Annotated in this window: 13 protein-coding genes; 7 read left to right on the top strand and 6 right to left on the bottom strand. The window is 29.0% G+C overall.

Features of this window, described 5'->3' with window-relative positions; all coding sequences use genetic code 11:
* Nucleotides 1–127: 127 nt before the first annotated feature.
* From FGQ49_RS05795 to FGQ49_RS05785, 3 genes are all read right to left on the bottom strand, one after another.
* A complete protein-coding gene (locus FGQ49_RS05795) occupies nt 128–775 on the bottom strand; it encodes a pentapeptide repeat-containing protein (protein ID WP_138268927.1) in 648 nt (215 codons plus the stop codon).
* A 17-nt stretch (nt 776–792) separates the two neighbouring features.
* Complete coding sequence (locus tag FGQ49_RS05790; protein ID WP_207734412.1) at nt 793–1,683, bottom strand: SPL family radical SAM protein; 891 nt, start codon at nt 1,681–1,683, stop codon at nt 793–795.
* Between the two features lie 86 nt (nt 1,684–1,769).
* On the bottom strand, nt 1,770–2,105 hold the full coding sequence (locus FGQ49_RS05785) for a hypothetical protein (protein ID WP_138268926.1): 336 nt from the start codon (nt 2,103–2,105) through the stop codon (nt 1,770–1,772).
* Nucleotides 2,106–2,213: 108 nt separating this feature from the next.
* On the opposite strand from FGQ49_RS05785, the gene FGQ49_RS05780 reads away from it, so the two are divergent.
* The 5 genes from FGQ49_RS05780 (at nt 2,214) to rsmA (ending at nt 8,295) form a co-directional block, all read left to right on the top strand.
* Complete coding sequence (locus tag FGQ49_RS05780; protein ID WP_138268925.1) at nt 2,214–3,461, top strand: pyridoxal phosphate-dependent aminotransferase; 1,248 nt, start codon at nt 2,214–2,216, stop codon at nt 3,459–3,461.
* Nucleotides 3,454–4,893 carry a M15 family metallopeptidase gene (locus tag FGQ49_RS05775; protein WP_138268924.1) on the top strand — a complete coding sequence of 480 codons (1,440 nt, stop codon included), beginning with the start codon at nt 3,454–3,456 and terminating at the stop codon, nt 4,891–4,893. The genes FGQ49_RS05780 and FGQ49_RS05775 overlap by 8 nt, the downstream gene beginning before the upstream one ends.
* Nucleotides 4,880–5,794 (top strand): RluA family pseudouridine synthase, encoded by a 915-nt coding sequence (locus FGQ49_RS05770; RefSeq protein ID WP_243112225.1) that lies wholly within the window; start codon nt 4,880–4,882, stop codon nt 5,792–5,794. The genes FGQ49_RS05775 and FGQ49_RS05770 overlap by 14 nt, the downstream gene beginning before the upstream one ends.
* A 65-nt stretch (nt 5,795–5,859) precedes the next feature.
* The gene (locus FGQ49_RS05765) at nt 5,860–7,425 is read left to right on the top strand and encodes a putative polysaccharide biosynthesis protein (RefSeq protein WP_171020608.1); all 1,566 of its coding nucleotides are present in this window, start codon (nt 5,860–5,862) and stop codon (nt 7,423–7,425) included.
* Between the two features lie 3 nt (nt 7,426–7,428).
* Nucleotides 7,429–8,295: a 16S rRNA (adenine(1518)-N(6)/adenine(1519)-N(6))-dimethyltransferase RsmA gene (gene rsmA / locus FGQ49_RS05760; RefSeq protein ID WP_138268921.1), complete on the top strand. Its 867-nt coding sequence runs from the start codon at nt 7,429–7,431 to the stop codon at nt 8,293–8,295.
* A gap of 30 nt (nt 8,296–8,325) precedes the next feature.
* Here rsmA and FGQ49_RS05755 read toward each other — a convergent pair whose 3' ends face one another.
* The 3 genes from FGQ49_RS05755 to FGQ49_RS05745 all read right to left on the bottom strand — a co-directional run bounded on the left by FGQ49_RS05755 (nt 8,326) and on the right by FGQ49_RS05745 (nt 11,909).
* Nucleotides 8,326–10,230, bottom strand: a complete 1,905-nt coding sequence (locus FGQ49_RS05755) for a YgiQ family radical SAM protein (protein ID WP_138268920.1) — start codon at nt 10,228–10,230, stop codon at nt 8,326–8,328.
* Between the two features lie 3 nt (nt 10,231–10,233).
* A complete protein-coding gene (locus tag FGQ49_RS05750; protein ID WP_138268919.1) occupies nt 10,234–11,115 on the bottom strand; it encodes an MBL fold metallo-hydrolase in 882 nt (293 codons plus the stop codon).
* 95 nt (nt 11,116–11,210) lie between these two features.
* On the bottom strand, nt 11,211–11,909 hold the full coding sequence (locus FGQ49_RS05745; protein ID WP_138268918.1) for a class II aldolase/adducin family protein: 699 nt from the start codon (nt 11,907–11,909) through the stop codon (nt 11,211–11,213).
* Nucleotides 11,910–12,221: 312 nt separating this feature from the next.
* Here FGQ49_RS05745 and FGQ49_RS05740 point away from each other — a divergent pair, with 312 nt between their 5' ends.
* Together FGQ49_RS05740 and FGQ49_RS05735 are read left to right on the top strand one after the other, a co-directional pair.
* A complete protein-coding gene (locus FGQ49_RS05740) occupies nt 12,222–12,701 on the top strand; it encodes a PTS sugar transporter subunit IIA (protein ID WP_138268917.1) in 480 nt (159 codons plus the stop codon).
* Between the two features lie 45 nt (nt 12,702–12,746).
* Nucleotides 12,747–13,187 carry a hypothetical protein gene (locus tag FGQ49_RS05735; RefSeq protein WP_138268916.1) on the top strand — a complete coding sequence of 147 codons (441 nt, stop codon included), beginning with the start codon at nt 12,747–12,749 and terminating at the stop codon, nt 13,185–13,187.
* Nucleotides 13,188–13,668 lie beyond the last annotated feature (481 nt).

Here is a 13,668-nt window from a genome sequence, read left to right as displayed (position 1 = left end):
AATATACATATCGCTTTTACTTAGATATTTTTTAATTAAATCGTAATTTTCATCTCCTAAATATAAAAGATCAAGATATTGTTCTTTCTTTAAATTTACTTTTTGTATTTTCATATTTTCCCTCTTTTTAAACTATTTTTATTCCAAGAAGTTTTGCAAGCTCTATAGCTTGTATTTCATTTACTTTAATTCCTTTTAATTCTTTAAAATTATCAGATAAAACTATACCATCAATATTGCTTGTTGAAAAATCAATTCCTGCAAGTTTTGTATTAAAAAAGTTTGTTAAAATGAATTTACATTCTTTTATTTTAATTTTTTTCATAGTGCTATCACTTATAGTTGCGTTTGTAAAATCAGAAAAATTAAAATTTACATGATTAAAAGAAGTCTGCATGAATACTGTATATTGCAAATTTGAGTGTATAATTTCTGCATCTTTTATAATTGCTTTGTTAAAATCACCACCGAGAAATTTTGAACTTTCAAAATGTATTTTTGAAAAATAACCTTCACTAAAATTGCTATTTGAAAAATCGCAGTTTTTGAAAATCACGTTTACAAAAGCGCTTTTTTCAAAATCACAATTTAAAAATCTGCAATGTTCAAATATAGTATCACTAAAATTTATGTTAGAAAAATCATAATTATCAAGGTTTTGATTTTTTATGATTTTTTCTTCAATATCAGTATCATTTTCTCTTGCTTCATTGACTATATTTTGTATATCGTTTATTTGAATAAAGTCATGTAAATTTAAATCTATATTGCTCATTTATGTTTCCTTTATTTTTAGAATAGACTCATTTGTGTTTTATTATAGCCTTTTTTAATTATTTCATCTATTTTTTTATGGTCATATTCAATATTGTTTTTTATGCATTCATTTACAAATATATCCCAAAGCTTTTCTCTGTTTGTGGAACAGCACCAGTATTTATCTTGAAAGGTGTTAATATATTTGTCTTTTACTTTTGGAAAAAGCTCATCAAGTTTTGAATAATAATACATTCTTTGATTATCTCTTAATGAAACACAAAAATCTTTATATGCGTAAATATAGCTTGCATTATATATTTTTGCAAGTTTTACCATATTGATTATATTTTCTTTTGTGTCATTTATAAATGGTAATGTTGGGGTCATTAACACTCCGGTTGTAATATTATTGCTCCTAAGCTTTTTTACTGCTTTAAAGCGTTTTGTGCTTGATGGCGCATTTGGTTCTATTTTTTTTGCTAAGTTATCTGATGCAGTTGTTATGGTAATATTCACACAGACTATTGAGTGTTTCGCTATGTCTTTTAGTATTTGGATATCTCTTGTGATTAAATCTGATTTTGTTATTATACTTACACCAAAACCATATCTGTTAATAAGCTCTAATGATTTTCTTGTTAAATTTAATTCTTTTTCAAAAGGGTTATAGGGGTCGCTCATTGCTCCTGTCATTATAACGCCTTTTTTCTTTTTACTTCGTAGCTCATTTTGCAGTATATTTATAGCATTTTCTTTATATGATACTTCATCAAAATTTTCGATATTGTAGCAGTTGCTTCTACTGTCACAGTATATACAGCCATGCACACATCCTCTATATAAATTCATATTATAATTTGAACAAAACCAACCTGATTGATTATATCCAGAAAGAATTGTTTTAGCTAAAATTGATTTTATCATTTTATTTACCTGTTTTAATTAATAAAAAACCCACAAATATAGTTTTGTATACTTGCAGGGTATTATTTATATATTAAATTATAAGATTATTTTAAATATTTGTTTCTTATAAATTCAAGATCGTCATATAATAAATCTTGTTTTGTCATAAAAAATTCATCTTGTTTTCCGCCATTGGCAAAATAATCCATATAAATAGCTGCTTTAGTTAAAACCCTGTCTTCCATTATATCATTTCTGGCTTCTAGGTTTGCTATTGCAATTGTCATGAATAATTTATACATTCCCATAACGGGTTTTTTGGGATCATGAAGTAATATGTCTGTAATTTCTTCCATAGAAAGTCCGTCTTTTAATACTTCGTATGTGTTGTTAACTTCTTCTTTAACTAGTTTATAGCTGTTGTTTGCGTTAATTTTCATATTAAATCACTCCTTTTACTATATTATACTTTAAATTTTTTAAATTACTACTATTTAAAAAAAATTTTTGATATAATCATGATATTAAATGGTGTGGGAGGAGAAGATATGTCAAAAAATATGGTTGCGGATCATGCGATAAGACCCGTAGAGAATGATACTATTTTTACAATTTCAGCAAAGGCAAGCGAAGCCGTTGAAAAATACGGTCCTGACAAGGTGATAAATTCATCAATGGGCGTACTTTTGGAAGATAACGGAGATTTTGTGGCATTTAAAAGTGTTTATGATTATTTAGAAAGTTTAGAAGCACCTAAAATAGCTGCTTATGCAAGTATTGAAGGTGATAAAGATTTTTTAAAGGCCGTAAAAAAAGCATGTTTTAAAGATCATATGCCAAACGCTTATATAGAAGCTGTTGCGACACCGGGAGGTTCAGGAGCAATACATCACAGCGTATTTAATTATACAAATATTGGAGATACGGTCATAACATCAAGTTTATACTGGGATCCATATAACACAATTTGTCTTGAAAGCGGAAGAAAACTCGATACATATAATATGTTTAACGAAAATGGCGGACTTGATATTGATGCTTTTAAAGAAAAGTTTAATTATTATTTAACTAAACAAAAAAGACTTTTAACAATATTTAATACACCTGCGCATAATCCAACAGGATATTCTGTTTCAGATGAAGAGTGGGATGAAATTTTAGTAGTATTAAAAGAAGCTGCAAAGGATAAAGACAATAAAATAATTGTTCTTGTTGATATTGCATATATTGATTTTTGCGATGAAAAATTTAATAGACGTAAATTTATGGAAAAATTTGCGGGTCTTGATGAAAATATTCTTATTTTATTTGCGTTCTCTGCTTCAAAAGGTTATACAATGTATGGACTTAGAAATGGAGCTTTATTATGTGTAACATCAAAAGAAGAAATTGCAAAAGAATTTTTCTATACAAATTTACATTCAAACAGAGGAACTTGGTCAAACGGAACAAAAGGTGCCATGAGAGTTCTTACTGATATTATAAATGATGAAAATCTTGGCAATAATTTTATTAAGGAAAGAGACCACTATGTAAAAATGCTTAGAAGAAGAGCTGATGTGTTTTTACAAAAAAGCGAGGAAGTAGGCCTTAAGTTATATCCTTACAAAGATGGTTTCTTTGTTTGTATTCCGTGTAAAGATCCGGTAAAAGCGGCAGATTTATTAATGGAGGAAAATGTTTTTGTAATTCCTCTTCAAACAGGGCTTAGATTTGCTCTTTGCGCTGTTGGAGAAGAAAAGTGTGCTTTAGCACCAAAAATAATAAAAGAAGTTTTAAGCAAATGGGATGAGTAAAAAGAAAAGAAAAGCATTAAAAGATATTTTTAATGGAAAAAAGAGAGATACTTTAAGAAATAAAAGTAGCTCTTTAAGCTCTGATTCTTTTCGATATGAACAAAATCATTCTAATAAAAGGAAAAAAGTTCGTATTCGAAAAAGAAATGATGGGCTTAGCAGACAATTGAAAAGAATAAAAAAACAAGTTAAATATAATATAGGTACTTTTTTACAAAGGATAGCAGGAAGGGAGAATGTATCCAATAAAAGAGATACAAGACATATTAGGAAAAATCCTAATGCTGTAAGAAGACCGGTTAAAAGGGTTGAGCCTTACGAAAGAAGATCTTCTTATGGTAGTTATCGTACTTCGACGGTTTATACAAGAAGAAGGATTGCAAGAAGACGAAGACGTACAATTGTAAAAATAAAGCGTATATTTTTTATAGCTTTTGTTTTTGTTACTGTTTTTCTTTTTAGTTTCATTGCATATTACAAGCCTTTTAAAACTACGGTAGTAGGAGATGTAACATTAAGAGGTGATGTAACATATAAGACTCAAATTATAGGTGTCGATACAAAGACTATAAAAACCGGTACCAATTATGCATTTAATGTTCAAAATGTCATAGAAGACCACTTTAATAATAAAGTAATTGATAATGTAGATAAAAGTTTAATTACAATTAATGTGACAAGTGAAAATTTAAAAAATAATGTTAGTGTAAATAAAAATGTAATTAATATTGATGATAGTGTTACAAGTGGCAGTGTCTTAAATATGGTTGTTAGTTATAAAAAATTAAGTAAATCATATACTTATACTATAAAAGATAATTTAAGTGAGGAAATTGATAACAATATGATTATAACTAACCCTAATGAATATGATGCCGTTGTTAATAAAGAAAGACATTTGTCTTCAAGTTACAAGCCTTCAGACCTTGTAAAGCCAAATATTGATTTTATGCAGTCCAATGAATCTGTAATGTATCTTAGAAAAGATGCTGCAAAAGCACTTGAAGAACTTTGTAAAGCTGCTCAAAGCTCTGGTTATAAATTTTATGGTGTAAGCGGATTTAGGTCATATAGTTTACAAGTTGATGTTTATAAAGATAATATTGCCCAGTATGGTAATGAAGAAGATGCCAATTTTTACTCTGCCAAACCGGGAGAGAGTGAACATCAATTGGGGCTTTCTATGGATTTAAGTACAAAAGAAGTAAATTACCAGCTTGTGGAAAGTTTGGGAGATACTCCTGCGGGAAAATGGCTTGAAGAAAATTGTTATAAATATGGTTTTATAATAAGATTCCCTGAAAATAAGGAAAAAATAACAGGATATAGCTATGAACCTTGGCATATAAGATACGTCGGAAAAGATTTAGCAAAAATAATTCATGATAATAATTTAACTTTAGAGGAATATTTTGAAAGTGATAAATACTAATAAATTCAGTACGGTATACGAATATACAGTAGGTAAAGAATATGAAGGGGAGAATATCTATTCTTTTTTGGAAAAAGAATATGATTATTCTTCCAGGACCTTTAGATATATAATAAGAGAGGGAAAGCTTCTTGTTAATGACAAAGAAGCTTTGTTTGTTGATGTTTTAAAAGAAAATGATAATATAAAAATATTTTTCCCTATTGAAAAAGCTGATGCACCATCAAGTAAAATTGATATAAATATCATATACGAAGATGATGATATAGTGGTTATAAACAAAGAAAGCGGTATGGTTGTTCATGTTACCCGTTCACATCCTCTCGATACTCTTCAAAATGCCATTTATTATAAGTGGGATAAAGAAGGCAAACATTTTAAAACAAGGTTTGTTAACAGACTTGATATGGATACTTCTGGACTTGTTGTTATTGCAAAAAATAAGTATGTTCATCATTTTATACAAAATCAAAGTATAAGAAATGAAATAGATAAAAGATATCTTCTTATAGCTGAAGGAATACTTGATAAAAAAGAAGGCTATATATCAGCTCCTATAAAAAGAGAAGAGGGGCATGTTTTAAAAAGAATAGTTAGTGAAGATGGAAAAGAATCCATAACCAAGTATAAAGTAATTGAGGAATTTAATGGACACTCTTTAGTTGAGGCAAAACTTATAACCGGAAGAACTCATCAATTAAGAGTTCATTTCGCTTATATAGGACATCCTATTTTGGGAGATACATTATATAACGAAAACAAAAGTGAACTGATTTCACATCAAGCTCTACATGCAAAATCAATATCTTTTGTTCATCCAAGAAGTAAAAAGATGGTGGAATTTAAAGCAGAGCTTCCCGAAGATGTTGTTTTTGTTATGGGAAAATTAAAAAAGAGTTAAAATTGTTGAATTTTAGTAATTCGGGTTTATAATAGAAGAAGTACTATTTTCAGGAGGAAATTAATTTGAGCGCTAGTAAAAAGAAAAATTATTTAACAGGTGCTGCTGTTCTTGCTTTTGGTGGAATAGTTGCAAAGTTCCTTGGGATGTTTTTAAAACTTCCTTTAGTAAGAATTCTTGGCGATTTTGGTATGGGGTTATACGGAAACGCATACCCTGTATATACATTTTTACTTGCTATTTCTGTTATAGGACTTCCGGTTGCTATTTCAAAAATGGTTTCTGAAAGAATAAGTTTAGGAAAATACGATGGAGCTTACAGAGTATTCAAAGTTGCTGTTACTACTCTTGCTTTAATTGGTGCAGTATGTTCAGCTATTATGTTATTCGGAGCTCATTTCTTTATTTCAATATTTAAGTGGCATCCAGATACGTATTATTCAATCCTTGGTTTGGCTTTTGCGCCTCTTTGTGTTTGTATTTTGTCATCATTTAAAGGTTTCTTCCAAGGTATGCAAAATATGACACCTCCAAGCATTTCACAAATAGTTGAATCAATAACAAGGGTTGTTGTAGGACTTGGGCTTGCCGTATTTTTATATAAACAATTTGGTGTTGCTTTTGGTGCTGCCGGTGCGACTTTTGGAGCTACTGCCGGTGCTTTGGTTGCCAGTTTATTCTTATTCTTATGTTTTTTAAAGATAAGACCGAGAATAAAAAGACAAATAAAAAATCAAAAAACAAAGTCTACCGAAGATGTAAAAACCATACTTAAAATTTTAGCAGCAATTGCAATTCCAATTACGATTGCTTCTCTTGTTACTTCTTCAATGAATTTGATTAACTCATTTACTGTTTCTGCATTTTTACAAAAGGCAGGATTTAGTGTTGAAGAAGCAACGATTTTATGGGGGCAATTATCACAAAGAGCACAGACTATTATAAGTATACCTCTTATATTGTCTTCATCTCTTGCTGCCAGCTTGGTTCCGACAATTTCTGAATCATTTGTAAGAAAAAACACAGAGCAGATAAGACAAAAAACATTTTTAACTTTTAAAGTTGTTTTAATGCTTGCTCTTCCTTGTATTGCCGGTCTTATTGTTATGGCAAGTGAGGTAACAACATTATTGTTTGGCGATGCTAACGGAGCAAATATGCTTAGATTGTTATCCATTGGCATAGTGTTTACTATGATATCAACTACAATGCAGGGGATATTGCAAGGTGTTGGACTTTTAAAAGTTCCTGTAAAAAATTTAGCTGTGGGTTGTGTTATAAAACTTGTTTTAAATGTAATATTAATACAGATTCCTTTCTTGAATATTTACGGTGCAATTCTTGGAACTTTAGGCGCTGACTTTGTTGTGGCAAGTCTTGATTACAGAGCAATAAAGAAATTCCTTGGTTCTACTTATAGAGGTCTTGGTATGGCTTTTATAAAAAATCTTTTTTGTGCAGCCGTAATGGGAATTATATGTTTTATATTAAAAACATTCCTTGCGGGTTTTGTAGGCAACAGTATTTTAACTGTAATTGTAATAATTGTTGCTGCTGTTGTTTACTTTGCATTAATATATATTACTAAAGTTCTTAATATAAATGAAGTAAGAAGTGTTATAGGAAAATAAAATATGAAAGCAACAAATAAAAATACAATAAACGAAATAACATCAAAATATGATTTTAGATTTAAAAAGGATTTAGGACAAAATTTTTTAACAGATGAAAATATAGTGTTAAAAATTGTTGATGCCTTAGAATTAAAAGATGACGAAGCTGTTCTTGAAGTCGGTCCCGGTATGGGCAGTCTTACTCAAAAGTTAGCAGATAGAGCATATAAAGTGTATGCTGTTGAAATAGATTCAAGAGCTGTTGAGATGCTTGAAGAAACTTTAAGTGAATATGAAAATATACAAATTATTAATAAAGATATACTTAAAACCAATTTAAAAGATATTTTAGCTGAAGAAATAAAAGAAGGAAGAAAAATAAAATTTATTTCAAATCTTCCTTATTACATCACATCTCCAATTCTTATGAAAGTATTGGAAGATGAAGTTGAGTTTAATAATATTGTTGTAATGCTTCAAAAAGAAGTTGCAACAAGGCTTAACGCAAAAGTAAATTCAAAGGATTATTCATCTTTTACGGTTGTTGTTGATTATTATGCAGATGTTGAAAGATTGTTTAATGTTCCTAAAACTGTATTTGTTCCAATGCCGAAGGTTGATTCTACGGTGCTTAGAATTACACCGAGAAAAAAAGAAGGAATTGAAGTTGATGATGAAAAAGTATTTTTTAAAGTCGTTAAAGCTGCCTTTTTAAACAGAAGAAAAATGGTTTTTAATTCTCTTGCTAACGGATTATCTTTAAATAAAGATTTGTTAAAACAAGCTTTGATAAATTCAGGATTAGATGAAAAAGTAAGAGCTGAAAACATAACAATAGAGCAATTTGCGAAACTTTCAAATGAAATAAATTCTTTTATAAATAAATAAAAAACATTTTGTGGAAACACAAAATGTTTTTTATTTATATCTTCTCTTTCTGCTGTTTGGTTTTCCTTTGCCGCTTTTGTTTGTTAATTTTTTAGAAGATGTTTTTCTTTTATTGTTTTTATTATTTTTAAATTCTCTCTTTTCAAATACCAAACAGTTTTCATAAGGACCTATTAAATCTGTTCTGCCTATTTTTATAAGAGCTTTTCTTATTCTTTCTTTGTTTTCAGGTTTGTAATATTGCATAAAAGCTCTCTGCGTTTGTTTTTCTTCATATGTTTTTGGAACGAATACTTTTTCATTTGTCAGAGGATTTTTTCCTGTATAAAACATACAAGTTGATAAAGTTCCCGGTGTTGGATAAAAATCCTGTACCTGTCTTGGTCGTATATTATGTTTTTTCATATACAGTGCAAGCTCCAATGCTCCTTGTATGGTACATCCCGGATGTGATGAAATAAAGTATGGAACCAAATATTGTTTCATGCCAAGTTCTTTGTTTACTTTGTTGTATTTATCTACAAATTTTTCGTAAACTTCTCTTCCCGGTTTCCCCATTTGTTTTAATGTTTTATTGTTTATATGTTCCGGAGCTATTTTAAGTTGTCCGCTTATATGATGTTTTACAAGTTCCTTTAAAACCGTAGGGTCTTTTTCTAAAAGAAGATAATCATATCTTATGCCGCTTCTAACAAAAACCTTTTTTACGTTTTTTACATTTCTTGCTGCTCTTAACACATCTAAAAATTCGCTGTGATCAACTTCCAAATTTTTGCAAGGAGAAGGAGATAGGCAAGTTTTGTTTATCCCAACACATGTTCCGTATTTCATTTGTTTTTGACATGAAGGATTTTTAAAGTTTGCTGTTGGTCCTCCTATATCATGAATATATCCTTTAAAACCGTCTATTTTTGTAAGCAATTTTACTTCGTCGATTATGCTTTTTTTACTTCTTGACTGTACCATTCTTCCTTGATGAAATGTTAGAGCGCAAAAAGAGCAGTTACCAAAGCATCCTCTGTTTGAAGTAACGGAAAACTCAATTTCTTTTATTGCCGGAATTTCTTTTTTGTACATAGGGTGAGGTTTTCTTGCATAAGACAGTCCGTATACTTTATCCAGTTCTTCTCTGTTTAGGGGCATCATTGGAGGGTTTTGGACAAGATAAGTTTTATCCATAAATTGAATTATTGTTTTTCCTGTTATCGGGTCTTGGTTTTGATATTGAACTTTAAAAGCCTTATTATATTTTTCTTTATCTAAGCATACTTCTTTATAGGAAGGGATAATAATTGCATCTTCAATATTGCTTATATCGCTTGTCATATAACAAGAACCTTTAACATCGGTTATATCTTTTAAGTTTTCACCGTTTTTTAGTCTTGTTGCAATTTCTCCAAGTATTTTTTCTCCGCTTCCGTATGTCAGCATATCGGCTGTGGAGTCTGTAAGTATGGAGTGTCTCACTTTGTTGTCCCAATAATCATAATGTGCAAATCTTCTAAGGCTTGCTTCTATTCCTCCGATTATTATATTAACTTTTTTGTATGCCATTCTTATCATATTGCAATATACTATTACGGCTCTGTCAGGACGTTTTCCTGCGACTCCGCCTTCTGTATATGCATCATCGTTTCTTTTTTTCTTTGATGCAGTATAATGATTTACCATGCTGTCTATATTTCCGCTGTTTACAAGGAAAGCATATTTAGGTCTGCCAAGTACCATAAAGGATTCTTTTTCTTTCCAGTTTGGTTGAGGGATAACACCTATGGAAAATCCAAGGCTTTCAAGATGTCTGCCTATTATTGCAGTTCCAAAAGAGGGATGGTCTATATAGGCATCTCCTGTTACTATAATAAAATCGAGCTGGGATATTCCTCTTTCTTCCATTTCTTTTTTTGTTGTTATTAAAAATTCATTGTTTATTTTCATTTTTTATTTCCTCAATTTATATAATAAAAAATTATCCTTAAAAGTTATATCTATTTTCTTTTTATCTATCAAATAAGATAACATAGCTTTTATTGTTCCCTCAACAAGATTATATTCAACAAAGTTGATTTCAATATTATAATAATCAAACATCTTTTTTGTTATCATATTAAGGCTTAAAGGAACTTTTAAAAACTTACATATTAAGTCAAGTTCTTCTTTTATTTTATTTTCATTAATTTGTATAAGCTCAGTTATGTCTGTTAATGCTTGTTCATGGGTTGGAATGAAAAGTTTTCCTTTTAGTGTTTTTAAATATTCAAGAGTATATAGAAATTCTTCTATGTTATATATTGTTGGGATATGGTAAGTATTTAAAGCTTCTATAGGGAAGAGACTGTCTGCAATAAAATAAATATCATCATCGGTTTTTATTCCTATCATGTCATAACTATGTCCGGGAAGATTAATTATTTCCATTCCCTTTGGGATTTCCTTTAGGTTATATGATAAATTTTCAGTAGGGGTTGCCATTAAAAACTTTTTTTGTATTCTCTTTGGTGGATATGCTCCGTAAATAAAAGCCGGTTCAAGTACTGTATATTTTATAAAATGGCTTTCAAATTCACTTGAATATATTTTACAACCTGTTTTATCTTGTAAAATTTTATTATTTCCTATATGGTCTGCATGAGCATGAGTATTTATTATACCCTTTAATACCCAGTTATTTTTATTTATTATTTCAAGGATTTTATTTGCCTGGATATTTGTCATCGCACAGTCTATTAAAAATATTTCATTATCATTTATTTTATAAATTCCTACGTTGTTTTCGCTTTTTATATAGTAAGTGTTTTTCCCAACCTTTATTAATTCGTACATAATTAACCTCTATACTTTTATTATAGATATTTTAACATAAAATTTTAAATAATAAAAAAAGAAAGGCAAAAGCCTTTCTTTTAATTCAAAATTAATTATTTTTTATTTGCAATGTGGTGAGGACCCATTGAATCTGGAGCTGAATATTTTTCTCTTCTTAATTGATATAATTCATCAATAACATCTTGAGGAATTGTAGCTTTTTCAACGATTCCCATAGCTCTTGCTGCAAATTCTTGTTGAGCGATGAATTCTAAGCTTTCCATTCTGTAGTATGCTGTAAGTACATCAGGACCGTATGTAACAGCACCATGGTATCTCATAAGTACTGCATCATGGTATTCGATATAATCTTCAATATCTCCGCATATATCGAATGTTCCTGGTAAACCATATTTGATTACAGGAATTTCACCTAAGTTAAGTGCAGCTTCTGTACAGATTGGTTTATCTAAAGGCATGTTTGCAGCTGCAAATACTGTACCATATAATGGATGAGCATGAACTACTGCGTTTACGTCTGGTCTTAATTGATAGATTTTGTAGTGAAGTTTGAATTCGCTTGTTCCTTTCCATGGACCATTTTCTTCTACTAGGTTACCGTCTTTGTCAACGATGCACATCATGTCAGGTGTCATGAAACCTTTTGATACACCTGTTGGTGTGATTAGGAAGTTACCATCTTCTAATCTAATTGAGATGTTTCCATCATTTGTAGAACAAAGTTGTCTGTCGTACATTTTACGTCCTACATCACAAATCGCTTCTCTTAATTGTTGAATATCTTGACTCATTTTTTCCTCCTGGATATGTTTCTTATTAATTTAATGTTATTATATAACATTTGTTTTTAATTGTAAAGTACTTTTGTTCAAAATTTTTTTTACCATTACATTTGTTACACTAAATTTATCGACTTTAATATAAAAATGTTATTTTTTTGTATTTTTAAACCTTTAAAACCGTTTATATAGGCACTTTAAAAGATGATGTTCAAAAGGGTATACTGTTTACTTATTGACATTTAAAAATTTTTTTTTTATAATTAATTAAAATAATTATATGAAGAGCTATTTATATTTAGATAGTTTAAGGAGGAGATACCAATGGCAGATTTAGAATTTAACAAAGATCTAATTTTTTTCGATGTGGAGGCTGATAGTAATTTAGATGCATTAGATCAAGTTGCTCATAAATTATTTGATCTTGGTTATGTAAAAGAAAGCTATATCGAAGCTGTAAAAGAAAGAGAAAAAGTATTCGCAACAGGTTTACCTGTAGAAGATTTTGCAGTAGCTGTTCCTCATACAGATGTTGAACATGTAAACAAACAAAGCATTTGTGTTGCTACACTTAAAAAACCTGTTACTTTTGAAGTAATGGCAGGTGCTGGTGAAAAATGCGAAGTTTCAATTTTATTTATGCTTGCATTAAAAGAACCACATCAACAATTAGCTATGTTACAAACAGTTATTTCTCTAATTCAACAAGAAGATAAATTAAAATCAATTTATGAATCTAAAGATAAAGAGTTAATAATGAAAATCGTTCAAGACGAATTAGCTAAACAAGTAGAAGAAGCATAATAAGTTATAAGAGAATATTCTCTTTAAGAAGGAGTTAGACGTATAATGTATTTAATAATAGTAGAATTTCTGATGCGAATGTCTTTTGGCGAACATCTATATTTTATTTATGAATGGATAGTTGAGCATACATATATTATTGGATGTATAGGCTTTTTATATGGTTGTGTTCTGTTTTATGGTGCGGTTTGTGCGAAAAAATGGATACCAAGAGATTTTAATGATTTTGTATTTATTGAAAGTTCAAAGATACTTAAAAACAATTCATCTATAAGTATTGATGATTTATCAAAACAAATTTATGATAAATGGGTGGAACACGTTCCTAATTTACCAAGTAAATACAGAATACCTTCTAAAAAAGGCTGGTGGATTGTAAAACCAACAGTGCAAGCTTTAGAAGAAGATTTAAAAATAAACAGACAATCCATAGTAACTATGTTTAAGAATAATAAAAAAGAAGAGATGGCATCTGAGAAAAATTAAATATATAAAAGCAGATACTTCTGATATACACTATTATATAAATGTGTCTAAGCTGCTTTGTTTAAATGAAGTAAATAAAGGGGAAATATAAAAAATATTTCCCCTTTAATATTTTCATTATCAATTTTTATTTAGATTTATGAAAATTTAGATAAATACTTTTAAGTTCAAACAAAAATATTTTTGACAGTTTATAACTTTTTTCATAATATTTCTTTTTCACAATTTTATATCATCATGGGGAAAAAAATATTTTTTGTTTTACATTTTTATGTTCTATAATAATTTAACTTAAAAATGAAATATTATCAAATAATATGTTCATAGTACATTTTATAAAAAAAACGTACTATGGTTAAACGTTTAAAGTTGTGATAAAATATATATACAAATTGTAACAAATAAATAATAATACATTTAAAATTTACAAAGTATTATTATTTATTTTTTTTGTCTTTTTTATTTAAAAAAATTTCTTTTA

The sequence above is a fragment of the Anaerofustis stercorihominis genome (assembly GCF_005844425.1).
Taxonomy (GTDB): Bacteria; Bacillota; Clostridia; order Eubacteriales; family Anaerofustaceae; genus Anaerofustis; species Anaerofustis butyriciformans.
Note: the sequence above shows the minus strand (reverse complement) of the source record. Positions and strands in the feature narration are given on the sequence as shown.

Bases quoted from the DNA above. Each gene is read 5' to 3' on its own strand.
- FGQ49_RS05795 (WP_138268927.1), bottom strand. From the start codon at position 775: ATGAGCAATATAGATTTAAATTTACATGACTTTATTCAAATAAACGAT.
- FGQ49_RS05790 (WP_207734412.1), bottom strand. From the start codon at position 1,683: ATGATAAAATCAATTTTAGCTAAAACAATTCTTTCTGGATATAATCAA.
- FGQ49_RS05785 (WP_138268926.1), bottom strand. From the start codon at position 2,105: ATGAAAATTAACGCAAACAACAGCTATAAACTAGTTAAAGAAGAAGTT.
- FGQ49_RS05780 (WP_138268925.1), top strand. From the start codon at position 2,214: ATGTCAAAAAATATGGTTGCGGATCATGCGATAAGACCCGTAGAGAAT.
- FGQ49_RS05775 (WP_138268924.1), top strand. From the start codon at position 3,454: ATGAGTAAAAAGAAAAGAAAAGCATTAAAAGATATTTTTAATGGAAAA.
- rsmA (WP_138268921.1), top strand. From the start codon at position 7,429: ATGAAAGCAACAAATAAAAATACAATAAACGAAATAACATCAAAATAT.
- FGQ49_RS05755 (WP_138268920.1), bottom strand. From the start codon at position 10,230: ATGAAAATAAACAATGAATTTTTAATAACAACAAAAAAAGAAATGGAA.
- FGQ49_RS05750 (WP_138268919.1), bottom strand. From the start codon at position 11,115: ATGTACGAATTAATAAAGGTTGGGAAAAACACTTACTATATAAAAAGC.
- FGQ49_RS05745 (WP_138268918.1), bottom strand. From the start codon at position 11,909: ATGAGTCAAGATATTCAACAATTAAGAGAAGCGATTTGTGATGTAGGA.
- FGQ49_RS05740 (WP_138268917.1), top strand. From the start codon at position 12,222: ATGGCAGATTTAGAATTTAACAAAGATCTAATTTTTTTCGATGTGGAG.
- FGQ49_RS05735 (WP_138268916.1), top strand. From the start codon at position 12,747: ATGTATTTAATAATAGTAGAATTTCTGATGCGAATGTCTTTTGGCGAA.